The following is a 25,417-nucleotide window of genomic DNA, read 5'->3' as shown; positions in this document are numbered from 1 at the left end:
TTTTTCTAAATTATTTGGTGCGAATGACAAGCAAGCAGAAATTCTCAGCGGATTCGCACTGGCTAGAAATACCGGGTTTGCACCCCGCTGGGATGTAAATCTGTTTTAAAAAGAAGGTGATATCACCAGGGTTCGCACTTTTCTGCCCCTGAACCCCCGAAAATATTGGGCGCATTTCCCCCGCCGTTACAATACACACCCGCCAGGGTACGGCAACCAAAGAAAGATGCTGCAATAATGTTTCATCTGGCTGGTTACAATACACACCCGCCAGGGTACGGCAACTAAATATTCTGTAGGAACAAAAAACATATTATTTTGTTACAATACACACCCGCCAGGGTACGGCAACATTGCACTAATCAATTTGTTACCACTGATTTTCAGTTACAATACACACCCGCCAGGGTACGGCAACAAATTATTCAGGGTTGCTTTTTAATAAGGGCAATAGTTACAATACACACCCGCTAGGGTACAGGTGCAGGAGCTGTTTTGGAACAGGATTGCACTGCCTAACGATGGGGCTCCTCCTATCGCCTTTCATAACCACTCTGAAAAGATACACCCGCCAGGGTACGGCAATAAAATATTTAATAAAAAAGATAATAAATAAGACTGTTACAATATACACCCGCCAGGGTATAAATGCAGGGAGCTGTTTTAGGACAGGATTGCACCGCCTAAAGAGTGGGGCTGCTCCTAGCGCCTTTCATAACCACATTAAAAAAACACCCGTCAGTGTACACAGGCGCAGGGAACTGTTTTGGGACGGGATTGCACCACCCAAAGAGTGAGGCTCCTGCTAGCGTCTTTTATAGCCACTCGGAAAAGACAGACCCGCCAGGGTACGGCAACATATCTGGATAGCCATTTTTGAATTGCTCTTTATAGTTACATTACACACCCGTAAGGGTACGGCAACTTGTCTGATAAGCCTAATGCGCCTAACGCAATTAGGTTACAATATACACCCGTCAGGGTGCAGGCACAGGGAACTGTTTTGGAATAGGATTGCACCGCCTAAAGAATTGGGCTCCTACTAGCGCCTTTTATAACCACATTAAAAAAACACCCGTTAGGGTACACAGACGCAGGGAGCTGTTTTGGGACAGGCTCACACCGCCTAAAGATGTGGCTCCTCCTAGTGCCTTTCATAACCACTCGAAAAAAGGCTCCTGCTAGCGTCTTGTATCACCACTCTGAAAAATCTGAAAAAATCAAAAAAGTATGAGGTGAAAGCTATGAGAAAAAAGAACAACGATCATTCAAAACCCTGTCCAATTTCATCCTGTGCAAAAGGGGTAATAATTGTACTTATGGCTATTGTTTTGGTAGTTTCATCGATTGCCGCAATTGTAATATCATCTACTGCAAACAGCAAGGTGAAAGAACTAGAACACCAGATATCCCAAATTACCACCCAGCAACAGGCGGGCATGGATTCCCCTACGGAACAGACCGTTGCTTTTTTGGAATCCGAACTGCAACGCCACAGGGAATTTATCCAGGACCAGGAAAACCATTTGATCTGGCTGGTTTCCGCAGTTGGCGCGCTGGCGATTTTTCTTCTTTCCATTACTGGGCTTTCCAATCGCCGCGAAATTAAAAATACGATTGAGGAAAATTATAAGCAGGAAGTGAATTGGCAAATAGATAAAATGATTGGTGGGGAAAACAACAGAATTTATTTGGAAAATGCTGTACAAAACGAAAAAGATGCAAAACAGAAAAAAGTTTTGTTTGTGTATGAAAGTGATAATGAAGAAAATGCCAAAGATAGATACAGTAAAAAAATATTGGAATATACACAAGATGAACTTGAAGATTTAGAATTTAATGTAAGCCGTAAAATAAAAGGTCACGATTTTACAAAAGAGAATTTAGAAAAGATAATCAAAAAATACGATGTAATTGTGTATGAAGTTGGTGCCGAAGAGGATAATGATAAAAAAGGAACTCCTTTAACCGTGGTGCCATAAGAAAACATGAAAAAATCCAGTAAAATCAATGTTTTTTAGGGCAGCGGAAAACGGGGCGTGTCAAAACAACTGAATTATCAGACAGAAACAGGGTGTTGTCAAGCATGACAGCGCCCTTTTCTGTTCCCCGGCCAAGCCGCAGATTTTGAAAAAAGTCTGCGGCTTTTCTTTTTGCCCAAAAGCAGAAAGGAGGCGACGGCCTATGTATTTCACTTCCGGCAGCGACCGGGCCTTTGAACAGCTCATGCAGGGCAAGCCCGGTTTCGACCACTACGACAGCGGCGAGGCGGTCACGCCGGAGGACTGCGGCACCTGCCTCTTTTATCGCCCGCACTGGAAATATCAATTCTGCGTCTATGCGGAATGTCCCTACCAGCCGGGCAAGCTGACCGCCTACGACGCGGTGACATTTCGAGTGAAAGGAGTTGAGAACATGGCAGTATTTCGTGTAGAGCGTAACAAGGGCTACACGGTGATGTCCAATCACCACCTGCGGAACAAGGACTTATCCCTGAAAGCCAAGGGCCTGTTATCGCAAATGCTCTCTCTGCCGGAAGATTGGGACTATACGCTGAAAGGTTTGTCCCTTATCAACCGGGAGCAGATCGACGCGATCCGGGCCGCGATCCGGGAGCTGGAACAGGCCGGGTACATCGTCCGATCCCGTGAGCGCGACAGCCAAGGACGCTTGCGCGGCGCGGACTATGTGATCTATGAACAGCCCCAGCCTGTGCCGGATTCACCTACGTTGGAAAATCCAATGTTGGATAATCCAACGCAGGAAAAGCCTACGTTGGGAAAACCAACGCAATTAAATAAAGATATATCAAGTAAAGAAAAATCAATTACTGATGTATCAATTACCGATCCCATTCCTATCCTTTCCCGACCCTCTCCTTTGGAGGACGAGGCGGCACAGCCGCCGGAACGGAAAGGAACGGAAGCGAAATCACAGAGCGCCATAGAGATTTATCGTCAAATCATCATGGACAACATCGAGTACGAACACCTTTGCCAGCACGTCAAGGGCATTGACCGGGAAACGCTGGACGAGATTGTGGACTTGCTGGTGGAAACCGTATGCAGCGCCCGCAAGACCATCCGTATTGCCGGGGACGATTACCCGGCAGAGCTGGTGAAATCTAAGTTTATGAAGCTGGACAGCTCTCACATTGAGTTTGTCTTTGACTGTTTGAGCAAGAACACTTCGGAAATCCGCAACATCAAGAAATACCTGCTGGCTATGCTGTTCAATGCGCCCAGCACGATCAACGGTTACTATGCCGCGCTGGTGGCCCATGACATGAACACCGGCAAAATCTGAAAGGAGGACGGCCCTATGAAACAGGGTGCATTGATTTTCGACGAGCGCAGCGACCGTTACGACATTCGCTTTGATCTGGCGGACTACTACGGCGGCCTGCACTGTGGAGAAACCTTTGACGTGATGGTGGGCGGCAGGTGGAAGCCCACCCGCATTGAGTACGGGGCCAACTGGTATCTGGTTGGCATCCGTGCCGACGATCTTTCCGGCCTGCGGGTGAGGATTTAATCGGGGACAACCGGCGCAAGCGGCTGTCCCTTTTCTGTTTCCTGCGGCGGCTGACGGTGCCACCTTAACCGTCCCGCCGCACTTCTGCGAAAGGAGGGATAGCGATTGCAGGAGGAAGTAACCCAAAAGACAATAGCCTTTTCCATCAAATCGGCCAAGCTGACAATCCAAGTGCTGCAAGCGGCGGCCCGCAAGTTTCTGGAAACCCAAAACAAGGGCAAGACCAAGCTGCACCACGGCCAGCAGAGCCTAAAGCAGCTCAAAAAGCACGGGGCGGCCCTGTCCAATATCGAGATCACCGACGCCAACATTGGACTGTTTAAGCCCTGCGCCAAGAAATACGGCGTGGACTTCACGCTGCGGAAAGACGCCACTACCCAGCCCCCGCACTACATCGTGATTTTCAAGGCCAAGGACGCCGACAACATGGAACAGGCGTTCAAGGAGTTCACGGCCAAGAAGTTGCAGCGGGAGGAACGGCCCTCGATCCGCAAGGACATTGCCGCAAGCAAGGAAAAGGCAGCGGCCCGCAACGCTGACCGGGCCAAGGAAAAATTCAAAGAAAGGGGGCTGTCACGATGAAGCCGGAAATGAAAAAACTGATAATCGCCAATCTGCCCTATCTGCTGTTTGTCTATCTGTTCGGCAAGCTGGGGCAGGCGTACCGTCTGGCGGAGGGCATCGACCTTTCCCAAAAGCTCCTGCACTTTGCGGACGGCTGCGCGGCGGCCTTTGAAAGTGCCGCCCCCAGCTTCCACCCCATTGACCTGCTGATCGGCGTCGCCGGTGCTGCGGCGCTGCGGCTCATGGTGTACTGCAAAGGCAAGAACGCCAAGAAATACCGCAAAGGCGTGGAGTACGGCAGCGCCCGATGGGGCGGCCCCAAGGATATAGCCCCCTATATCGACCCCAATTTTGACAACAACATTCTGCTGACACAGACGGAACGGCTCACCATGAACAACAGGCCGAAAGACCCCAAAACCGCACGAAACAAGAATGTCCTTGTAATCGGCGGTTCCGGCTCCGGCAAGACCCGGTTCTTCGTGAAGCCAAACCTGATGCAATGTATGTCCAAGGACTATCCGACCTCGTTTGTGATAACCGATCCCAAGGGCAGCTTGATCGGTGAAGTGGGCCAGCTCCTTATCCGCAGCGGCTACCGCGTGAAAGTGCTGAACACCATCAATTTTTCCAAGAGCATGAAATACAACCCGTTTCGGTATCTGCACTCGGAAAAAGACGTGTTGAAGCTGGTAAATACCTTGATCTGCAACACTAAGGGAGAGGGCGAAAAAAGCGCAGAAGATTTTTGGGTGAAATCGGAACGGCTGTTCTACACGGCTCTGATCGGCTATATCTGGCAGGAAGCGCCGGAGGAAGAAATGAACTTCACGACGCTGCTTGAAATGATAAATGCCAGCGAAGCCCGTGAGGACGACCCGGAATTTCAATCGCCGGTGGATTTGATGTTTGAGCGATTGGAGGAACGCGATCCAGACCACTTTGCCGTCCGCCAGTATAAAAAATTCCTGCTTTCGGCGGGCAAGACCCGTTCCTCAATCCTTATCAGCGCAGGCGCAAGAATGGCCCCTTTTGACATCCGGGAAGTCCGGGAGCTGATGGAGGACGACGAACTGGAACTTGACACCATCGGGGACGAGAAAACGGCGCTGTTCCTGATTATGTCGGACACGGACACCACCTTTAATTTCATTCTGGCAATGGTACAGAGCCAGCTTATCAACCTGCTTTGTGACCGGGCCGATGATAAATACGGCGGGCGGCTGCCGGTTCACGTCCGCATGATACTGGACGAGTTTGCGAACATCGGCCAGATACCCAACTTTGACAAGCTGATCGCCACCATCCGAAGCCGTGAAATCTCGGCTTCTATTATTTTGCAAAGCCAGTCACAGTTAAAGGCCATCTACAAGGACGCTGCGGAAATCATTTCCGATAACTGCGACTGCACGCTTTTTCTTAGTGGGCGGGGCAAGAACGCCAAGGAAATCTCTGACGTGCTGGGCAAAGAAACCATCGACAGCTACAACCAGAGCGAAAACCGGGGCGCACAGACCTCTCACGGATTGAATTATCAGAAGTTAGGAAAGGAGTTGATGTCACAGGACGAAATCGCAACGATGGACGGAGGCAAGTGTATTTTGCAGGTGCGCGGTGTCAGGCCGTTTTTCAGTGAGAAATACGACATTACCCGTCACCCCCGCTATAAATACCTTTCCGACGCCGACAAGAAGAACTATTTTGATGTGGACAGGTACTTGACCGCCCTGCGCCGGAAACGGCAGCGGGGGGTTTCGCAGGAGGAAACCTTTGACCTCTACGACATAGACCTGTCGGATGAAGATATGGCCGCCGTGGACGAATGATCGGCGGCTTTCCCTTATCAACAAATCATATCAAACTGAAATTTATGGAGGTAAATTTATGGAATTTTTCAATAGTGCGGTTACTACTTTGCAGACTATCGTTGTGGGCCTCGGCGGTGCGCTGTGCGTTTGGGGCGGCATCAACCTTCTGGAAGGTTACGGTCAGGATAATCCGGCCAGCAAGTCGCAGGGTGTTAAGCAGCTCGTCGCGGGCGGTGGTGTTGCCCTGATCGGCGTCACTCTGGTTCCCCTGCTGTCTGGTCTGCTGGGCTGATCTTCCCGGCTGTCCGCCAACCAGCCCAACCATAACTATTAAATCCTGAAACCCCGCAGCGCTCTCCCGGTTCCATGCGGGAGAGCGCTGCAAAGGAGGTGAACCCACATGATAGGCGAACTCATAGGGGATTGGATCAAAGGCATTTTAATCGACGGCATCATGGGCAACCTGTCCGGGCTGTTCAGCACGGTCAATACGAAAGTCGGGGAAATCGCCTCGGATGTGGGGACGACGCCGCAAGCGTGGAACAGCGGCATATTCAATATGCTGCAATCCCTGTCGGACACGGTGATCGTCCCCATTGCAGCGGCGATCCTTGCCGTTATCATGTGCTATGAGCTGATAGACATGATCGTGGAAAAGAACAATATGCACGACTTTGACACGTCCATGTTCTTCCGTTGGATTTTCAAAAGTGCTTTTGCCATTCTCATTGTGACGAACACATGGAATATCGTCATGGGCGTTTTCGACGCCACCCAAGCCGTCGTCAACCAGAGCGCCGGGGTGATTATCGGGGAAACCAGCATTGACTTTGACACCCTCATTCCCGACCTTGAAGCACAACTGGAAGCTATGGACATCGGGCCGCTGCTCGGCCTGTGGTTCCAGACCCTTGTTGTGGGGCTGACGATGAACATTCTTTCCATCTGTATTTTCCTTGTGACATACGGAAGAATGATTGAAATTTATGCCGTGACCGCGCTGGGGCCGATCCCCCTTGCCACGCTGGGCAATGCGGAGTGGCGCGGCGTCGGCCAGAACTACTTGAAATCCCTGTTGGCGCTGGGCTTCCAAGCCTTTTTGATTATGGTGGTTGTCGGCATCTATGCGGTGCTGATCCAGCAGATCGGACAGGCAGCGGATATATCCGGGGCCATTTGGGGCTGTATGGGCTACACGGTTCTGCTCTGCTTCTGTCTGTTCAAGACTGGCAGCATATCGAAAGCCGTCTTTACTGCACATTAACAGACAGGAGGACTACCAACCATCGAGGAAGTACAAAAGAAACGATACCACATCATTTACGCCGATCCGCCGTGGCGGTATGAGTGCAAGAAAACAGGTGCGGCGGAACATCACTATCCCACCATGAGCATTGACGAGCTGTGCGCCCTGCCGGTGGAAACGCTGGCGGAAAAGGACTGTCTGCTGTTCTTGTGGGCCACATTCCCGCAGCTCCCGGAAGCCCTGCGCCTGATCTGGGCATGGGGCTTTACGTTCAAGACGGTGGCCTTTGTCTGGTTGAAGCTCAACAAGAAAAGCCCCACATGGTTTTATGGGCTGGGCTACTGGACGAGAGGCAATGCGGAAATCTGCCTGCTTGCCAAACGAGGCAAACCCAAGCGCCGCAGCGCCGGTGTCCATCAGTTTATTATTTCCCCTGTGGAGGAACACAGCAAAAAGCCGGACGTAACCCGCGACAAAATCATTGAGCTGGCGGGCGATCTGCCCCGCGTGGAGCTGTTTGCCAGACAGAAAGCGCCCGGCTGGGACGTTTGGGGAAACGAGGTGGACAGTGATCTTTCCCTGACCCCACAAGAAAATGTATCAGAAACGAGGTGATTTGAATGGCTTATGTGACCGTCCCAAAGGACTTAACCCGCGTAAAATCCAAGATTGTGTTTGGCCTTACCAAACGACAACTGATCTGCTTCGGCGGTGCGCTTCTCGTAGGCGTCCCGCTTTATTTTTTGCTCCGGGGCCGGGTGACTGGCAGCGCGGCGGCCCTGATTATGGTGTTCGCCATGCTGCCGGGCTTCCTGCTGGCCCTGTACGAGCGCCACGGCCAGCCCCTTGAAGTGGTGGTATGGCAGATTGTCCAGTGCTGCTTCATCCAGCCCAAGGAAAGGCCATACCAAACCGACAACGCCTATACTGCCCTCATGCGGCAGCACCAAATGGAAAAGGAGGTAAATGCGATTGTCCGAAAAGCAAAGAAACGAGCCGCCTGTAAAGCTCACCCGCGCCGAAAAGCGGGAAATACAGGCCATCATCCGCAAGTATAAGGGCGACGGAAAAGCCCATTCCGCACAGGCCAGCATCCCGTATCAGTCCATGTACCCGGACGGGATTTGCAAGGTGACGGCCAACACGTTCAGCAAATGTATCGAGTTTGCCGACATCAGCTATCAGCTTGCACAGGCCGACACCAAGACGGCCATTTTTGAAAACCTGTGCGATCTCTACAACTATCTGGACGCCTCGATCCACGTTCAGCTTTCCTTTGTCAACCGCAAGACCGACCCCAAGCAGTACGCCAAGAGCTTTGAGATCAAGGCGCAGGGTGACGACTTCGACGACATCCGGGCGGAGTATTCCGGCATCCTGCAAGACCAGCTTGTGCGGGGCAACAACGGCCTCACCAAGCGCAAGTTCCTCACATTCACCATCGAGGCGGACAACCTGAAAATGGCCCGCGCCCGTCTGACCCGCATTGAAACCGATCTGCTGGGCTATTTCAAGACGATGGGGGCCGTGGCTCATGTGCTGGACGCCAAGGAACGTCTGGAAGTGCTGCATGGGGTACTCCACCCCGACGCCGAGCCGTTTCAGTTTGAATGGAAATGGCTGGCTCCGTCCGGCCTCTCAACAAAAGATTTTATTGCCCCGTCCTCGTTCCGCTTCGGCAATTCCCGTATGTTCGGGCTGGGCGGCAAGTATGGGGCCGTGAGCTTCTTAAACATCCTGTCCCCGGAACTGTCGGACGAAATGCTGGCCGACTTCCTCAACACGGAAAACGGCATTGTCGTCAATCTCCATGTGCAGGCCATCGACCAGAGCGAGGCCATCAAGACGGTTAAGCGCAAGATCACCGACCTTGACGCCATGAAGATACAGGAACAGAAACGAGCTGTCCGCAGCGGCTATGACATGGACATCCTGCCCAGCGACCTTGCCACCTACGGACAGGACGCCAAGGAGCTTTTGAAAACCCTGCAAAGCCGAAATGAACGAATGTTCCAGATCACCTTTCTGGTGATGAACACCGCCGACACCCGGCAGAAGTTGGAGAACGATGTATTTTGGGCCGCAGGTGTGGCGCAGAAATACAACTGTTCCCTTGTCCGTCTGGACTACCAGCAGGAACAGGGCCTTATGAGCAGCCTGCCGCTGGGGGCCAACCACATCAAGATCGAGCGTTCCTTGACGACTTCCAGCGTGGCCGTGTTCGTGCCTTTCGTGACGCAGGAGCTTTTCATGGGCGGCGACGCCATGTATTACGGCGTCAATGCCAAGACCGGAAACATGATTATGCTGGACAGAAAACGGGCGCGGTGTCCCAATGGCTTGAAGCTGGGTACTCCCGGTTCCGGCAAATCCATGAGCTGTAAATCCGAGATCGTCAGTGTGTTCCTTTGTACGCCGGACGATGTATATATCTGCGATCCAGAGGCGGAATATTACCCCCTTGTGAAGCGGCTCCACGGCCAAGTGGTGAAGCTGTCGCCCACCAGCAAATCCTATGTGAACCCGCTGGACATCAACCTGAATTACAGTGAGGACGAAAACCCGCTGGCCTTGAAAAGCGATTTCGTGCTGTCGTTCTGTGAGCTTGTCATGGGCGGCAAGAACGGGCTGGAAGCCATCGAAAAGACAGTCATTGACCGTGCTGTGCAGGTAATCTACCGGCCCTATCTGGCAGACCCCCGCCCGGAGAATATGCCGATCCTGTCCGACCTGCATCAAGCCCTGTTAGACCAGCATATCCCGGAGGCTGACCGTGTGGCGCAGGCACTTGACCTGTATGTAAACGGCAGCCTAAACGTCTTTAACCACCGCACCAACGTCAACATCGAGAACCGCATTGTGGCCTTTGACATTAAAGAGCTGGGCAAACAATTAAAGAAGCTCGGTATGCTCATTGTCCAAGACCAGATTTGGGGCCGTGTGACCCAAAACCGTAGCCAAGGCAAGGCGACGTGGTACTTCTGCGACGAGTTCCATTTGCTTTTGCGAGAGGAACAGACGGCGGCTTTCTCCTGCGAGATTTGGAAGCGGTTCAGAAAATGGGGAGGCATCCCGACCGGGGCGACCCAGAACGTCAAAGACCTGCTTTCTTCCCCGGAGATCGAAAACATTCTGGAAAACAGCGACTTCATTTGCCTGCTCAATCAGGCGTCCGGCGACCGGCGTATCCTTGCGGAGCGATTGAACATTTCCCCGCAGCAATTACGGTATGTGGACAATTCCGAACCCGGCGAGGGGCTTTTGATCTATGAAAATGTGATTCTGCCGTTCCGCAACCCCATCCCGCAGCGCAGCCAGCTTTACAAGATTATGACGACCCGGTTAGGCGAGGGCGAAACGGTATGACAGACAAGGAGGTGACGCCCTATGAAGCAGTTGAAACCCCGTGATAAGGTGACGCAGCACATGACCCGCGACGGCCTGACGCTGGACAACCAGACCACCGGCAAGAGCATCAACATTTCCAGCCGGGAGGCCGAACAGGACTATTCCGCAGCCGAGCCGGGCGGCACCGCTGAAAAGGTGCTGGAACGTGCCGGGGACATCCGGGAGCGCAGCAAGGCGAAGCGGGCCGCCAAGGATGGCGCGAATACGGCAGCGCAGGCCACCGGCCCGGCGTCCCGCCTGCAATTCACCGCCGAGGAATGGGCCGATCCCGCCCTTTCCAAGTACGTTCACAAGGCGGAAAAGCGGGCGGATAAGCTGGACGCAGCCAAAGAAGCCCTGCCGAAAAAGCGCGTCGTCACCAAGGAAACCGTCTATGACGAGGCCAAGGGCAAGGCCAAAACCAAGCTGCACTTTGACAAGGTGGAGAAACCGGCCCCCAAGCTTAAACCCAACCCGGCCAGCCGTCCGATGGAGGAAGCGGGCCTGTATCTGCATGGAAAAATCCATGAGGTTGAGCATGAGAATGTGGGCGTCGAGGGCGGCCATAAGGGAGAAGAACTTGCCGAGCGCCAAGCGGGAAAAGCCATTCGCAGCGGCATCCGGCGTCATAAGCTCAAACCCTACCGGGCCGCAGCCAAGGCCGAGAAAAAGGCCATTGCCGCCAATGCGGAGTACATCTACCAGAAATCCTTGCGGGACAACCCGGAAATGGCGCAGGCGGTGAAAAACCCGGTGGCCCGGTTCTGGCAGAAACAGAAAATCAAACGGGACTATGCCAAGGCAGCACGGGCGGCGGGCCAGACGGCACAGGGCGCAGCCAGCGCCACCAAGACCACCGCCGCAGCCGCCAAAAAAGCCGCCGAGAAAAGCAAACAGGCCGCGTCCTTTGTGGCCCGGCACTGGAAAGGTGTGCTGCTGATCGGCGGTGTGGGCCTTATGCTCATGCTGATTATGGGCGGCCTGCAATCCTGTACGGCCATGTTCGGCAGCGCAGGAACCGGCGTGGCAGCCACGTCCTATCTGTCCGAGGACAGCGATATGCTGGGGGCGGAAGCCGCCTATGCGGACATGGAGGCCGATTTGCAGTATGAGCTTGACAACTACGAAAGCCTGCACCCCGGCTATGACGAATACCGTTTCGATCTGGACGAGATCGGTCATGACCCCTATGTGCTGACTTCCATCCTGTCGGCGCTGCATGAGGGCGTCTATACGCTGGGCGACGTGCAAGGCGACCTTGCCATGCTCTTTGAGAAGCAATATACCCTGACACAGACCATTGAAACCGAAACCCGATACCGCACCGAAACCCGGACGGACAGCGAGGGCAACACCTATACTGTGCAAGTTCCCTACACCTATTACATCTGCAACGTGAAGCTGGAAAACTTCGATATGTCCCATCTGCCTGTTTACATCATGGGCGAGGAACAAATGAGCCTGTATGCGGTGTATATGCACACGCTGGGCAACCGGCCTGACCTGTTTCCCAACGGCACCTATCCCAACGCTTCCACCGTCAAGGAGCCGACCTATTACGACATTCCCCCGGAGGCTTTGGAGGACGCCACCTTTGCCGCAATGATGGCCGAGGCGGAAAAGTATGTAGGTTATCCGTATGTGTGGGGCGGCAGCTCTCCCAGCACCAGCTTTGATTGCAGCGGCTTTGTGAGCTGGGTAATCAATCACAGCGGATGGGACGTGGGACGGCTGGGCGCACAGGGCCTTTGCAATATCTGTACCCCTGTTTCCCCGGAGCAGGCCAAGCCCGGCGACCTTGTATTTTTCGTCGGCACCTACGACACCCCCGGCGTTTCCCACGTCGGCATTTATGTGGGCAATTCCGTGATGTTGCACTGTGGCGACCCTATTTCCTACACCAACCTCAATTCGAGTTATTGGCAGCAGCATTTCTATTGTTACGGGCGTCTGCCTTGACGCCAGAAAGGAGTTTTGACGATGGCAAACAAACTTGACCGTATCGAAAAGGACATTGAGAAAACCAAGGCCAAGATCGCGGAGCTGCAAAAGCAGCTTCGTGAGCTGGAAGCGGCAAAGACCGAGCAGGAGAATTTGCAGATCATCCAGCTTGTGCGCGGCCTGAACATGAAGCCGGAGGAATTTGCGGCGTTCCTGCGCGGCGGCGCTTTGCAGAGCGCCCCGGCCCCGCAGCCGGATTTTGAACAGGAGGACAATGCCAATGAAGAATAAGATCATTCGCACGTTTACCGTGACGCTGGCCGCCGTGCTTTGCCTGACGGCCTTTTCCACCACCGCGTTTGCCGGTGGCACTGACCCCAACCCGGAGCCTTTGCCGGAAACCACCGAGGCACCGCAGGAGGAAGAACCCACCACCGGCGGCATGGAGCCGAAGGGCGTACCTGTTACCCCGGAGGGCAATGCAACACTGGTGGATGATTTTTATGGGGATAAGCAGCTTATCACCGTTACCACCAAGGCGGGCAACTACTTTTATATCTTGATCGACCGCGCCAACGAGGACAAGGAAACCGCCGTTCACTTCCTCAACCAAGTGGACGACGCTGACCTGCAAGCACTGTTGGAGGACGGCAAAGCCGCCCCGGAAACCTGTACCTGTACGACCAAGTGCGCGGCGGGAGCCGTCAACACGAATTGCCCGGTATGTAAAACCAATATGACCGAGTGTACCGGCCCGGAGCCGGAACCGCAGGAGCCGGAGGAAACCGAGCAGCCGCAGGAAGATGAAGCGAAAGGCAGCGGCATGGGCGGCCTTGTCGTGTTCCTTGTGGTGGCCCTGATCGGCGGCGGCGCGGCCCTTTACTTCTTCAAGTTTAAGAAGCCCAAGGCCGACACCAAGGGCGGCGACGAGCTGGACGAATACGATTTTGGCGAGGACGAGGACGACGAGGACGAACCGACCCCGGAGGACGAGGAACCCGCGCAGGATAAGGAGGAATAAGGAATGAGTATTCAGTTGGTAATTGCAGAGAAACCGAGCGTCGCCCGCAGCATTGCGGGCGTGATCGGTGCAGATCAGAAACGGGACGGCTACATGGAGGGAAACGGCTATCTGGTGAGCTGGTGTATCGGCCACCTTGTTTCCCTTGCCGATGCCGGAGCCTATGACGAGCGTTTCAAGAAGTGGCGCTATGACGACCTGCCGATTTTGCCGCAGGAGTGGCAGTACATCATCCCCGCCGAGAAGAAAGGACAGTTTGCCGTGCTGCGCTCCCTGATGGAACACCCCGACGTGACGGGCCTTGTGTGCGCCACCGACGCCGGGCGCGAGGGTGAGCTGATTTTCCGTTTCGTCTACCAGATGGCGGGCTGCAAAAAGCCGTTCAAGCGCCTTTGGATTTCCAGCATGGAGGACGCCGCGATCCGCGAGGGCTTTGCCCACCTGAAACCGGGGGCCGACTACGACGACTTGTATCAATCGGCCCTGTGCCGGGCGCAGGCCGATTGGCTGGTGGGGATCAACGCCACCCGGCTTTTCTCCATCCTCTACCACAAGACCCTGACCGTGGGCCGTGTCCAGACGCCTACCCTCAATATGCTGGTTGACCGGGAGGCCAAAATCAGCAATTTTAAGAAAGAGAAATACCACGTTGTCCATATCGCGGCGGGCGGCATGGAGGCGGCCAGCGACCGCTTTCTGAACCCCGATGACGCCGACGCCACCAAGACGGCCTGTGCAGGAGCGCAGGCCGTTTGTGTATCGGTGAAGCGTGAGAAAAAGACGGAGCAGCCGCCCCGCCTTTACGATCTCACCACCTTGCAGCGGGAGGCCAACCGCCTGTTTGGATTTACCGCCAAGCAGACCCTTGACTATGCCCAACAGCTCTATGAAAAGAAGCTGCTGACTTATCCCCGCACCGACAGCCAGTACCTTACCGACGATATGCAGCCCACAGCGGAAAGCATTGTGTCCGGCCTGTGGCCGCTGCTTTCCTTTGCGGCAGGGCTGGACATTGCCCCGCAGTTTGGCCGGGTGCTGAACAGCAAAAAGGTCTCCGATCACCACGCCATTATCCCCACGATGGAGTTTGTGCAGAAAGGCTTTGACGGGCTGACCGAGGGCGAAAAGAAACTGCTGTCCCTTGTGTGCTGCAAGCTGCTGTGTGCTGTGGCCGCGCCCCATGTGTATGAGGCTGTCACCGCCACATTCACCTGCGCCGGGAACGAGTTCACCGCCAAGGGCAAAACCATTCTCACCCCCGGCTGGAAAGAGATTGAGCGCCGCTTCAAGGCGTCGTTCAAGACCGACGCCGACGAGGACGCGCCGGAGCTGGCAAGGGAGCTGCCGGAGATCACCGAGGGCCAGACCTTTGACCCGGTGAAGGCCAGCATCACCGAGCATTTCACTACGCCGCCCAAGCCCTATACCGAAGATACGCTGCTGTCTGCTATGGAACGTGCCGGGGCCGAGGATATGCCGGAGGACGCCGAGCGCCAAGGTTTGGGAACCCCGGCAACCCGTGCTTCCATTCTGGAAAAGCTGGTGCAGATGGGCTTTGTGGAGCGCAAAGGCAAACAGCTACTTCCCACCAAGGACGGCCACAACCTTGTGTGCGTACTGCCGGAAGTGCTGACTTCTCCCCAGCTCACGGCGGAATGGGAAACCAAGCTGACGGCCATTGCCAAGGGCGAGGCCGACCCGGAGGGCTTCATGGTGGGCATTGAGGAAATGACCCGAAACCTGATTTCTCGTTATTCGCAGATCAGCGAGGACGCACAGAAGTTGTTTCAGGCCGAGCGTGTTGTTATCGGCAAGTGTCCCCGCTGCGGCGAAGCCGTCTACGAGGGCAAGAAAAACTATTACTGCGGAAACCGGGCCTGCCAGTTTGTCATGTGGAAGAATGACCGATTTTTTGAGGAACGAGGCAAGACGTTCACCCCGAAGATCGCCGCCGCGCTGCTCAAAGACGGAAAGGCAAAGGTAAAGGGCCTGCGCTCCATGAAAACCGGCAAAACCTATGACGGAACGGTGCTTTTGGCCGATACCGGCGGGAAGTATGTCAATTACCGCGTGGAGAAAAAGAGCTGACGGAGTAACGTAGCAAGCATAGGAAGTGTAGCCACACTTCCGACAAATCCCTGACCCGGCCACCCTGCCGGGCCGGGGATTTTGCTTGTTGGGGAAAGCCCCAAACCCCTATGAATATGAAAGGAGTGAACCCATGAGCGAAGTGTTTTCAATCCTGCTTCATAACCGACAGCGTTATGAGCAAGGCAACGAGGGCCTTTGGTTTTCTTTGCCGACCACAACCGAAAAGCTGCAAGAAGCCCTGCGGGAAATCGGGATCAGTGCCGACAATCCGCAGGACTTTTTCTTGTACGACTACCGAAGCCCGCAGGAGCGTCCCATTAAGCTGCCCCGCGATCTGGTGTTGTCCGCTGATGTGGACGAGCTGAACTTCCTTGCCGCGAGGCTGGAAAAACTGGACGCCGCCGAGCTTGCGGAGCTGAACGCCGCCCTGACAAGCCCGCAGCGCGACTTCCACAGCATCGGCCAGATCATCGACTACCCCGACAACGTGGACTACTATGTGCATCTGCCGGATGTCACCGGCACGGGCCAGTTGGGTGACTACTACCTGAACCGTTCCGGCATGGTGGATATGCCGGAGGAATGGAAAGCGGGAATTTTCCTGCCCCGTTTCGGCCTGCATATTGCCAATACGGAGCATGGTGTTTTCACCGACTACGGCTATCTGGTGAAAAGCGGCGACGAGTGGCAGCGTGTCCATGAGGGCCAGCCGGTGCCGGAGGAATACCGGGTGATGGCTTATCCCGCGCCGGAAATTCTGCGGGACGAGGCCCCGGCCCGGACGGTGCAGCCAGAGGCAGCGCCCACCGCCGAAGCTGCGGCCCCGCCGCCCGTCGTCCCCATTATTCTCAACAGCCAGAACAGCGCCGACCGCATGAAAGAAATCACCGACCGGCTGGAAACCGGCATACAGGAACTTTTCGAGAGTGAACGCTACAAAGCCTATCTCACCTCTATGGCAAAGTTCCACAGTTACAGCTTCAACAATACGCTGCTGATCGCCATGCAGGGCGGCCAGCTTGTGGCGGGCTACAACAAGTGGCGGGACGATTTTCACCGCAATGTGAAACGGGGCGAGAAAGGCATCAAGATTCTGGCCCCCGCCCCCTACAAGGTGAAAAAGGAAGTGCCGAAGCTGGACGAACAGGGCAAGCCGGTCATGGACAAAGACGGCAAGCCTCTGACCGAAGTACAGGAAACACAAGTTCCGGCGTTCAAGATCGTGTCTGTCTTTGACGTGAGCCAGACCGAGGGCGAACCCTTGCCCTCTATTGGTGTGGACGAGCTGGCCGGGAATGTGGAGCAATACGAGGACTTCTTCAAGGCGCTGGAACAGACTTCCCCCGTGCCGATGGCCTTTGAGGACATCCCCGGTGGTTCTCACGGCTACTACCACCTGACGGAAAAGCGGATCGCCATACAGGAGAACATGAGTGAGCTGCAAACTTTGAAAACAGCCATCCATGAGATTGCCCATGCCAAGCTCCACGCCATTGACCCGGAGGCCCCTGTGACCGAGCAGGCCGACCGGCCCGACAGCCGCACCCGCGAGGTGCAGGCCGAGAGCGTGGCCTATGCCGTCTGCCAGCACTACGGACTGGACACGTCCGACTATTCCTTTGGGTATGTGGCCGGTTGGAGTTCCGGCAAAGACCTGAAAGAGCTGCGGGCGTCCCTTGAAACCATCCGGGCCACCGCCCATGAGCTGATTACCACCATCGACGGCCACCTTGCCGAGCTTCAGCAACAGCGGCAGGCGCAGCAGGCCGTGGAGCAAATTGTGGAGCCGACTGTGGAACAGGCCGCCGAGCAGCCTGCCCCCGACAGTGTGTTTTCCAAGCTGCCCCCGGAACAGCAGCAGGAAATGACCGACAGTGTAAAGACCATGCTGCAAACCCTGATTGACGCCGATGTGAAATCCACCGGCGAGGTGACACAAGGCACGTTGGACGCTATTCAGACACAGGGCTTTGTCCTTTCCAGCGACAGGACGCTGCAACGGGCCGAGGCCCAAGAAGCTGCCTACCGTCTGGAAAGCGGCAATATTCTCTTTATCCAGACCAGCGAAAACGGCTTTGACTATACCGTGTACGGCCCTGACTACAAAGAGATCGACGGCGGACAGTTGGACAATACGGAGTATTCTTTGTCGGAGGCCCGCGACGAAATTTTTTCCGGGATAGCACCGCAGGGCCATGTAACGGAAACCATCACCGGCGACGCACTGGAAGATTTTCAGGAGGCCGCAGAACAAGCCAATGCTATTTCCGTACAGCCGGAGCCGCAGCCGTGGAATGGGATTGACGGCCTCTTGAACAACAAGCCCATTATGCCGGAGGCCACCCCCACAGAACGGGCCAACGCTCTGATCGACTGGGCCGAGCGTGACGGTCAGCGCATGGGCAACGAGGAACGCCGGTTGATCGTGGAGTATGCCGAGACTGTGGGCGATACGGACAAGGTGATCGAGCTTATCAACCGTCTGTGCGAACAGGGCTATGAAATGCAGCACGGCCACATGGATGATTTTGTGAGAAGCCAGATTGAAAGTGAGATTGCCGTTGCCAAGGCGGAACAGCAAACCGCCCTTGATCCGGCAGCGGAGCCGGTTGTAACGATCCTTTTCACCGAAAGCCCCCATCTGGAAATGGGCCAGCAAATGCCGCTGCATGAGGCCGACGCCTTGTTTGCCCGGCTGGACGCAGAACATCGAGGCGGCGGCTACTATGACAAGACCGACTTCCGCATTGATTTTACATTCCAAGGAGAGCCGCACAGCTATTCCGGGCGGCAGGATTTTGGCGACCGGGACGGTTCCCTGATTGAGCATATCCGGGAGTATCAGACCTTTTATCTGAACGACGAAAAATGGAAAGACCATCTGACCCGGCAGGGAGGCCCGGAGGCATGGGCGGAGGATCACGCCAGCCGGGAAGCCTTTCTCACCGAGATCATCCCCTACATGGAGCTGCATTGCAACCTGTCCCGGCTGGAACAGGAGGCGCAGACCCGTTTGGCGTCCAGCGACACCCTGACGCCGGAGGAAACCGCCTACTATGGGGCGCTGGTGGACTACGCTATGGAGTGCCGTCCGCTGCTCAACCACGGAGAGCCTTTGCCGGAAATGCCGAAACTGACCGACTTCGACCAGAGCTTGCAGGACTACAAGGCGCAGGTGGAGGCCGAAATTGCACAGGAGGCCGCCGACGCCGGTATGACCGTAGAGGAATATGCGGCGGCTGGCTATGAGGCCCCGGCCCAGCCGCAGGAGGTCAAAGAGCCGCCCCAGCAGGAAGCCCCGGAACAGCAGACAAAAGAACCTGCGGCGTCCGACTACTACTATTCCATCAATGAGGGCGCGGCCCGCCGTGCCAAGGAAATGAACAGCTTTTCCGACTACAAGCCCGGCAGCGCCACAGCCGAATACCGGCATTATGTGGATAAAGCCTTTGCGCTGGCACAGGAACAGAAAAAGCGCGTCGATCCCATGTACCATGAGAAGATCGACAGCCTGCTTGACACCTATGCGCGGAAACTGGCCGCCAACATGAACCATGGCTATGAGATTGACGCCCGTGTTCCGTCCATTTTGATTGCCGGTGGTTCCAATTTCCCGGTACGCCAGAAAGAGAAACAGAACGCGGCCCGCGACAGCAATATGCAGGAATGGCAGTACATCCAAGGGCTGCTTGATAAAATCCGCAGCACCGGCATGGGCGGCATCCGGCAGGACGACCCGCAGGCCATTCCCAAGCTGCAAAAAAAGCTGGCCGGTCTGGAAAAGGCGCAGGAAACCATGAAAGCGGTCAATGCCTATTACCGCAAACACGGCACACTGGACGGCTGCCCGCACCTCTCTCCTGAAAACATCGAAAACCTGAAAGCGGATATGGCATCCGGCTGGCACTATGAAAAGAAGCCGTTTCAGAGCTGGGAGCTGTCCAACAACAATGCGGAAATCCGCCGCGTCCGGCAGCGGATCGAAAGCCTGACCCGCGCAAACGAAGTGGCCTATGTGGGCTGGGAGTTTGACGGCGGCCATGTGGAGGCCAACCGGGATCAGGGCCGCTTGCAGGTGTTCTTTGACGGCAAGCCGGAAGCGGACGCCCGCCAGCAGTTGAAAGAACACGGTTTCCGCTGGGCGCCGAGTGTGGGCGCATGGCAGCGGCTTTTGAACGACAATGCCTACCGTGCGTCGGACAGGATTGCTTGTATTCAGCCCCTTTCCGGCATCAAGCCCACGGAGCTGCAACGCAACAGCAGCCGGGAGCAGAGGGCGCAGATGGCACAAGAACAGGCCGAGCCGGACTACTTCTACCGGGTACACGCCAACCCCCGCAGCGACAGCCGGGAAAACCTGTATATGCTGCAAGCCTATATCCCGCAGGACAACGGCAGGGCCAAGATTGGGGATGTTCTCTACATCGGGACGCCGGAACGGTGCCGGGAGCTGATGGATCAGCTTAATACCGGGGAGCTGACGCAGGAGGCCGTCAAGGAGCTGTATGCCAAGGAACAGGAGCAGCCGGAACAGAAACCCACCCCGGAACAGGAACCGGCACCAGAGCCGGAGCCGGAACAAGAACCCGTGCAGGAGCCGGAAACCGCCCCGGAGCCGGAAGTTACTTCCGACACCGAACCGCAGGCAGCCCCCGCAAAAACCCTGACGGAGTTGCAGGAAAAGGCGCTGGAAATCGCTGACCGATACAAAGACCTGCCCTTGCAGGCCAAGATTGATGTGATCGCGCAGGCGTTTGGCTGTAAGACCGGCGAAATCCACACGTCCCCCTGTACCGGCAAATGGCGCGGCACCAGCGATATGACGATCCGTTTTGACAACGGCGCGTCCCTGTTTATCGGCAACCGCCTAACGCCGAAAGCCAAGACGGTCAAGGTGCAGACGGAATGTGTCAACCGTACTTTGGTGCAGTACAACCCGGAGATCGTCAAGGCCACCAAGGAAGCGGCCCTGCCTGCGCTGTTGCAGCGGGAGGCCAAGGACAACGAGATCGCGGCCCAAAAGGGCTTGAAGCCCTACACGCTGCTCAATGTGGAGTTCAACGAGGGAGCCGATGAAAAGACCGGCGGTTATATTGGCTGGTACTATGTGACGCTGGCCGTGGACGGCAAAATCTGTACCCATCTGGAAACGGGATTAAACCATGACATTGCCAGCGGCAAGGTGAGCGACACCCCAACACGGGCCGACTACTACCCGGCAGGAGCCTTGAAAGAGGCCGATGTAGACTACGTTTTCAATAACGTGGGCTTTTCCTCTGCGTCCACCCTCTATACGGTGCCGTTGCGGGACGATGTGCGGGAACGGGCCGAAAAGACACTGGCCGAGCGCAGCGCCGCCGCGCCGGAGGCAAGCCGGGAATGGGGCTTTTACATCATTCCCGATCTGAAAACATGGGCCACCAATGCCGAGCAGCAGACCCCGATAGAGCATTTCGCTACCTTTGAGGAAGCCAAGGCCCGGTTCGACGAGCTGCGGAGCCAGCCCTATAACAGCGAGGCCAAGGATTTGAACACCGATGGCCGACCCTATGCCCATCTGACGCTGGGCATGGAAAGCAAGGACGGCATGAGCGCCGCCGATATTCTTCATGTACGGGCGGGCCAGAATTATCTTGTGGAGGACTTCACTCGCATGGAACGGTTGCGGAGTGATCCCGTGGTACTGGAAAGCCTCTCCCGTGTGGCACAGGAAATCGGCTTTGACCGGGTGCGGCCCTATGTAATGGAGAATGGCAGCTATAAGGCTATGCCGGATATGCCGTTCACCCAATGGGAAAACCCGTATTTCACCGTCGATCCCCCGGCACAGGAGCAGGGCGACACCTTTACCATCTACCAGCTCAAAGGCGGGCCGGAAACACGGGACTATCGCTTTGAGGCTTACGAGAGCTTGCAGGAAGCGGGGCTGGCCGTTGACCGGCAGAATTACGATCTTATCTACACGGCCCCGCTGGACGGCAAAACCACGCTGGAGGACATCTACCGTACATTCAACCTTGACCGTCCCGCCGACTTCACCGGCCACAGCCTTTCCGTTTCCGACGTTGTGGTGCTGAACCGTAGCGGCAAGGAGGAAGCCCATTACTGTGACAGCTTCGGCTTTACGCCGGTGCCGGAGTTTTTCTTGCAGCGGGAAAAACAGCTTACGCCACGGGAATTGCTCACCGGCGAGAGCATCCAGACCCCAAGAGGTAGCTTCCTTGTAACCGACATGAGCCGGGAGCAGTTGGAGGCCGCAGGCTATGGTTTCCACCACCAATCCGAGGACGGCAAGTATCTTATCATGGGCAACGGCACAGACGCTTTTGCCATCCCCGCCCAGCAGGAAAGCCCCATCAAGGCCGCTGAAATGACGACCGAGCAGAACTACAACATGATCGACGGTGTTCTGAACAATGCCCCGACCATGAGTGAACTGGAAGCCAAGGCCAAAGCCGGGGAACAGATTTCCTTGTTCGACGTGGCCGAGGCAGCCAAGGCGGAGGCCCAAAAGCCCAAGCAGCCCCAGCGCCCGGCGCAGAAACAGAAAAAACCGTCCATCCGGGCGCAGCTCAAAGCCGCCAAGGAGGAACAGCAGAAGAAACCGCCGCAGCGGGAAAAAGCACAGGAATTGGAGGTGTGACACCATGAACAGGTTTGAGAATGTGGATGTTCTGGCCGCGCTGGAACAGCTCATGCGGCAGAACACCGCCTTTTATCGCAGCGATTTTGAGATCGACAAAGAGATCATCGGGCGGGCCGCTGCCAGCGACAATGCCGAGGACAGGACGCTTTTGTGGATGTCCCGCCCGTCCGGGACGCACTGTTTCCGGGAAAGTGATGTGTACCTGCAAGGCACCCGGCAGCACAACACATGGAAGTTTTACGGGGAGCAGACCCGTGACCGGGTGCTGGCCTACGCCGTGGAGCTGACCGGCAAGGTGCGGGGCGTCATTCGCGGCAATCTCTATGAGCTGGACTATCCCCAGCACTTCCGGCACGTCGCAGCCGAGGCGGTACAGGCCGACAACATCATCCTGCACTATGAAAAGGGCGACCGGGAGCAGCCCGCCGGTCTGTACTTCGACGGGCGGCCCGATCCCAAGTTGGGGGCGTTCCTGCGGTATGAGGCCAAGCCTAATGAGCCGGAACACCTGCGGGAGCTGTTGCGGCAGGAACAGAAAGGCCGGGCGCAGCTTGCGCCCGGCGACTTCAAGGCCCACGTCACGGCGCTGCATGACGGCATGATTTTGGCCGAGGCGCAGCGGATCGTGGCCGGGCTGAAAGATCTGTCCGCCCCCAACAGCCCCAACAAAACGCATTTCATGGTGGAGCTGTCCCCGTACTTCGTCCAGATTGCGTCCAGCAAGGACACCGACCGGCTGTTTTCTATGCTGCCCTATAAATCCCTGTGCTTTACCGGCATGAAAGACCGGCACGGCCTGTATGCGGTGATCGGCAAGGACGAGAACCGGGACAAGGAAGTGCGGAGGCCCCGCGCTTCCATCCGCAGGCAGCTATCCGAAACCAAACAGGCCCAAGCCCCGAAAAAGGCCCCGGCCAGAACCAAGAAAAACGAATTGGAGGTATGACAATGGTACCGTTTACCGTAGAGGAAGAAAACCTGATCTGTATGTATCACAAGAGCGACCGGCGCAGAACGGCGGCCAACATTCGGGCCGCCCTGCCGGACATGGACGAGGACATGGCGGCGCTGGCCCGCCAGACCGCCGACAAGCTGGACGCCATGCACGACGCCGACTTTGAGGCGCGGCAGTTCCATTTCACGGACGAGTGATCCAAGTATAGCAAAGCGCCGGGCGCGGTGGCTGTATGGCCTCTGCGTCCGGCGCTTTTTAGTATATTACACTGTATTGTTCATATAATATCGACTTTATACTTCATAATTTGTATAATTTTACCATAAAACATAAGGGGATTGCGCGATTGAAATGAATGAAAGAGGTGATTCCATTGGGATGATAGTTTGATGGCATTTTCTATTTACGATACCTAATAAGGAGGAATGACTGTATGTTGAAAAAACACTTAAAGAAAATTGTGAGTTTGGTGCTTGTCACCATGATGGCCATAGGAATGTCGATTACTGCTATTGCGGCTGAACCCTACCAGAATGAGTTGGAAGCCGTCATGGATACCTCTCCCGCTGATTCCGGGCAAGTCACTCATTACGATACGACCACGGGTGAAATGCTTGTTGAGGATGGTGAACTTCTTACTTTCGACGAAGTTGCCATCCCTGTTCCTAAAGGATCTGCTGATACTCCCAGTGAGCGAGGAATTGAAATTTATCTTGTCCGTGCTGGAATTAAAAAAACCAGTGGTGGCGAATTTACTTGGTATTTTAATGTTGATTGCCCAACCTCTCCTTTTGTGAAACCAAATATTAAATTGACAGCTCAATTAAAGGGGAGTTTTACAACATTATCCGGCTCTTACTCAAATGTTGGGGGTTCTGTTTACCATACATATACATCCAACAGTGAGTATGGCGTAGATTACACATGGACAGTTCCTGCAAAAACAGGGTATTATTATGTTGCCTACACTATTACGGACTATGATAATGCTACTTCTGGAAGTGGCGTAACAACAACTGCACTTTCTAATAGAACAGGACACGCTTGGAATTTTAATTTTTCTGATTCTGTAAGCGGGAAAAGCCTACCCATGCCGCCTGCTAACTATGCCAAAGGTGCAACAACTACTCGTCCGTCTAATTTAGCTGATACCTACTATAATACTTACACCGCCAATACGGGCGTTACCTTAAATCGCAGTTTATACGATGTTCACCATATTCGCCCGCTTGCATACGGCGGAAGTAATGCGTATAGCAATCTGATTCATCTTCCAAAAGCAACACATACACAGGTAACAAGTTGGTGGGCTGGTTATTAACGGCATCCTTTTCAAAGAAATCTCACAAAAATCAAAAGTTTAATTAGTCAACAAAAAAGTTGCAGAAGAACACTGTTGAAAGTGTCCTCTGCAACTTTTTTAGATATTCTCTTGCCGTGTTAAACCAGTTATATTATAAAATTCATCTGTAAACTTTATCTCTTTATACGGAAAATCCTTTTGGAGTTTTTTGATATAATCAAATGGATTTTCTATCGGTTCAACCTCTAAATTAGAGGAAATATTTTGAAGTATGCTTTGCACTGGCTCACTACTTGTATATCTAACTTCATCAGGATCATTCATAAAGTTTTCAAAAGCATCTTTATCCATCCACACTACTTGTTGAATTGCATTTGTTGTTTTCAGAGAAAGAAGCAACCTTAAAAAATCTGTAAAATCTTTAGCAAGTGGATAAACATAATAATTACAGCACGTTTCTGGATTTACGCAAAAAACAATCTCCTTAAATCCCTTGATAAAGCAATAATGTATTCCATTATCCCACCCAATAATTTGGGCTCCAATCGGCGTACAAAAAAATGGTTCTCTCAATTCGATTGATAGACCTATGGGCGAGGTGTCTAAATTTAATTTCTTGAACTTATCAAATATATTCTCCATAATCAGCTCTCCACATCAAAAATCCTATTTTGTAATCGTACCTTTCATTTTCCTTTCTGTCCATTAAAAAACACAACCAAGGCCCCCGCTACGGCAACGGCTACAATCACACCGAGATCAGTAGATCCATTAAGGAAATCATTTCCTATTGCCATGAATACAACTCCTACAATAAGGGTAACTATCAATGTTATAATTGATTTGAGCATAGTATATTTTTCCCTTTCTTTTAACTTGTAGATACACACTTGATATTCTTTTCTTAGTATATCATCAATG

At 54.4% G+C, this 25,417-nt stretch carries 20 protein-coding genes; 18 read left to right on the top strand and 2 right to left on the bottom strand.

Annotation, left to right across the window (positions count from 1 at the left end):
* Positions 1–10 precede the first annotated feature (10 nt).
* A complete protein-coding gene (locus tag BQ2683_RS13920) occupies positions 11–265 on the bottom strand; it encodes a hypothetical protein (RefSeq protein WP_420806772.1) in 255 nt (84 codons plus the stop codon).
* A gap of 979 nt (positions 266–1,244) precedes the next feature.
* Between BQ2683_RS13920 and BQ2683_RS08775 the strand changes: the two genes are divergently transcribed.
* The 18 genes from BQ2683_RS08775 (at position 1,245) to BQ2683_RS08690 (ending at position 24,514) form a co-directional block, all read left to right on the top strand.
* The gene (locus tag BQ2683_RS08775) at positions 1,245–1,982 is read left to right on the top strand and encodes a hypothetical protein (protein ID WP_069988617.1); all 738 of its coding nucleotides are present in this window, start codon (positions 1,245–1,247) and stop codon (positions 1,980–1,982) included.
* Between the two features lie 202 nt (positions 1,983–2,184).
* Positions 2,185–3,306 (top strand): DUF6017 domain-containing protein, encoded by a 1,122-nt coding sequence (locus tag BQ2683_RS08770; protein WP_069988616.1) that lies wholly within the window; start codon positions 2,185–2,187, stop codon positions 3,304–3,306.
* A 15-nt stretch (positions 3,307–3,321) separates the two neighbouring features.
* Entirely contained in the window at positions 3,322–3,534 is a 213-nt protein-coding gene (locus BQ2683_RS08765) for a DUF5348 domain-containing protein (RefSeq protein WP_002574007.1), read from the top strand.
* A gap of 105 nt (positions 3,535–3,639) precedes the next feature.
* Positions 3,640–4,116 carry a PcfB family protein gene (locus BQ2683_RS08760; RefSeq protein WP_069988615.1) on the top strand — a complete coding sequence of 159 codons (477 nt, stop codon included), beginning with the start codon at positions 3,640–3,642 and terminating at the stop codon, positions 4,114–4,116.
* A complete protein-coding gene (locus BQ2683_RS08755) occupies positions 4,113–5,924 on the top strand; it encodes a VirD4-like conjugal transfer protein, CD1115 family (RefSeq protein ID WP_069988614.1) in 1,812 nt (603 codons plus the stop codon). Before BQ2683_RS08760 ends, BQ2683_RS08755 begins: the two co-directional genes overlap by 4 nt.
* A 58-nt stretch (positions 5,925–5,982) precedes the next feature.
* Positions 5,983–6,198, top strand: coding sequence for a Maff2 family mobile element protein (locus BQ2683_RS08750; protein WP_002574004.1), 216 nt, complete (start codon positions 5,983–5,985; stop codon positions 6,196–6,198).
* A gap of 108 nt (positions 6,199–6,306) precedes the next feature.
* Entirely contained in the window at positions 6,307–7,170 is an 864-nt protein-coding gene (locus BQ2683_RS08745) for a VirB6/TrbL-like conjugal transfer protein, CD1112 family (protein ID WP_002574003.1), read from the top strand.
* A 51-nt stretch (positions 7,171–7,221) separates the two neighbouring features.
* The gene (locus BQ2683_RS08740) at positions 7,222–7,767 is read left to right on the top strand and encodes an MT-A70 family methyltransferase (RefSeq protein ID WP_442477683.1); all 546 of its coding nucleotides are present in this window, start codon (positions 7,222–7,224) and stop codon (positions 7,765–7,767) included.
* Between the two features lie 5 nt (positions 7,768–7,772).
* Complete coding sequence (locus tag BQ2683_RS12940) at positions 7,773–8,210, top strand: PrgI family protein (protein ID WP_076939157.1); 438 nt, start codon at positions 7,773–7,775, stop codon at positions 8,208–8,210.
* Entirely contained in the window at positions 8,119–10,518 is a 2,400-nt protein-coding gene (locus tag BQ2683_RS08730; RefSeq protein ID WP_187118740.1) for a VirB4-like conjugal transfer ATPase, CD1110 family, read from the top strand. Before BQ2683_RS12940 ends, BQ2683_RS08730 begins: the two co-directional genes overlap by 92 nt.
* Before the next feature lie 21 nt (positions 10,519–10,539).
* Positions 10,540–12,498 carry a C40 family peptidase gene (locus BQ2683_RS08725; protein ID WP_069988610.1) on the top strand — a complete coding sequence of 653 codons (1,959 nt, stop codon included), beginning with the start codon at positions 10,540–10,542 and terminating at the stop codon, positions 12,496–12,498.
* 21 nt (positions 12,499–12,519) lie between these two features.
* Positions 12,520–12,771 (top strand): DUF4315 family protein, encoded by a 252-nt coding sequence (locus tag BQ2683_RS08720; RefSeq protein WP_069988609.1) that lies wholly within the window; start codon positions 12,520–12,522, stop codon positions 12,769–12,771.
* A complete protein-coding gene (locus BQ2683_RS08715) occupies positions 12,761–13,501 on the top strand; it encodes a DUF4366 domain-containing protein (RefSeq protein WP_069988608.1) in 741 nt (246 codons plus the stop codon). The genes BQ2683_RS08720 and BQ2683_RS08715 overlap by 11 nt, the downstream gene beginning before the upstream one ends.
* 3 nt (positions 13,502–13,504) lie before the next feature.
* A complete protein-coding gene (locus tag BQ2683_RS08710) occupies positions 13,505–15,589 on the top strand; it encodes a DNA topoisomerase 3 (protein WP_069988607.1) in 2,085 nt (694 codons plus the stop codon).
* Between the two features lie 133 nt (positions 15,590–15,722).
* Positions 15,723–22,235: a YodL domain-containing protein gene (locus BQ2683_RS08705; RefSeq protein ID WP_235843908.1), complete on the top strand. Its 6,513-nt coding sequence runs from the start codon at positions 15,723–15,725 to the stop codon at positions 22,233–22,235.
* Positions 22,236–22,239: 4 nt separating this feature from the next.
* Positions 22,240–23,184, top strand: a complete 945-nt coding sequence (locus tag BQ2683_RS08700) for a hypothetical protein (RefSeq protein WP_069988606.1) — start codon at positions 22,240–22,242, stop codon at positions 23,182–23,184.
* A gap of 2 nt (positions 23,185–23,186) precedes the next feature.
* Positions 23,187–23,390, top strand: a complete 204-nt coding sequence (locus tag BQ2683_RS08695; protein ID WP_069988605.1) for a transposon-transfer assisting family protein — start codon at positions 23,187–23,189, stop codon at positions 23,388–23,390.
* Between the two features lie 284 nt (positions 23,391–23,674).
* Complete coding sequence (locus tag BQ2683_RS08690; protein ID WP_141720207.1) at positions 23,675–24,514, top strand: HNH endonuclease signature motif containing protein; 840 nt, start codon at positions 23,675–23,677, stop codon at positions 24,512–24,514.
* 99 nt (positions 24,515–24,613) lie between these two features.
* Here BQ2683_RS08690 and BQ2683_RS08685 read toward each other — a convergent pair whose 3' ends face one another.
* Positions 24,614–25,138, bottom strand: a complete 525-nt coding sequence (locus BQ2683_RS08685; protein WP_069988603.1) for a hypothetical protein — start codon at positions 25,136–25,138, stop codon at positions 24,614–24,616.
* Positions 25,139–25,417: the final 279 nt, after the last annotated feature.

The sequence above is a fragment of the Massilioclostridium coli genome (genome assembly GCF_900095865.1).
GTDB lineage: Bacteria > Bacillota > Clostridia > Oscillospirales > Ruminococcaceae > Massilioclostridium > Massilioclostridium facile.
This window is presented reverse-complemented; position numbering and strand designations above follow the sequence as displayed.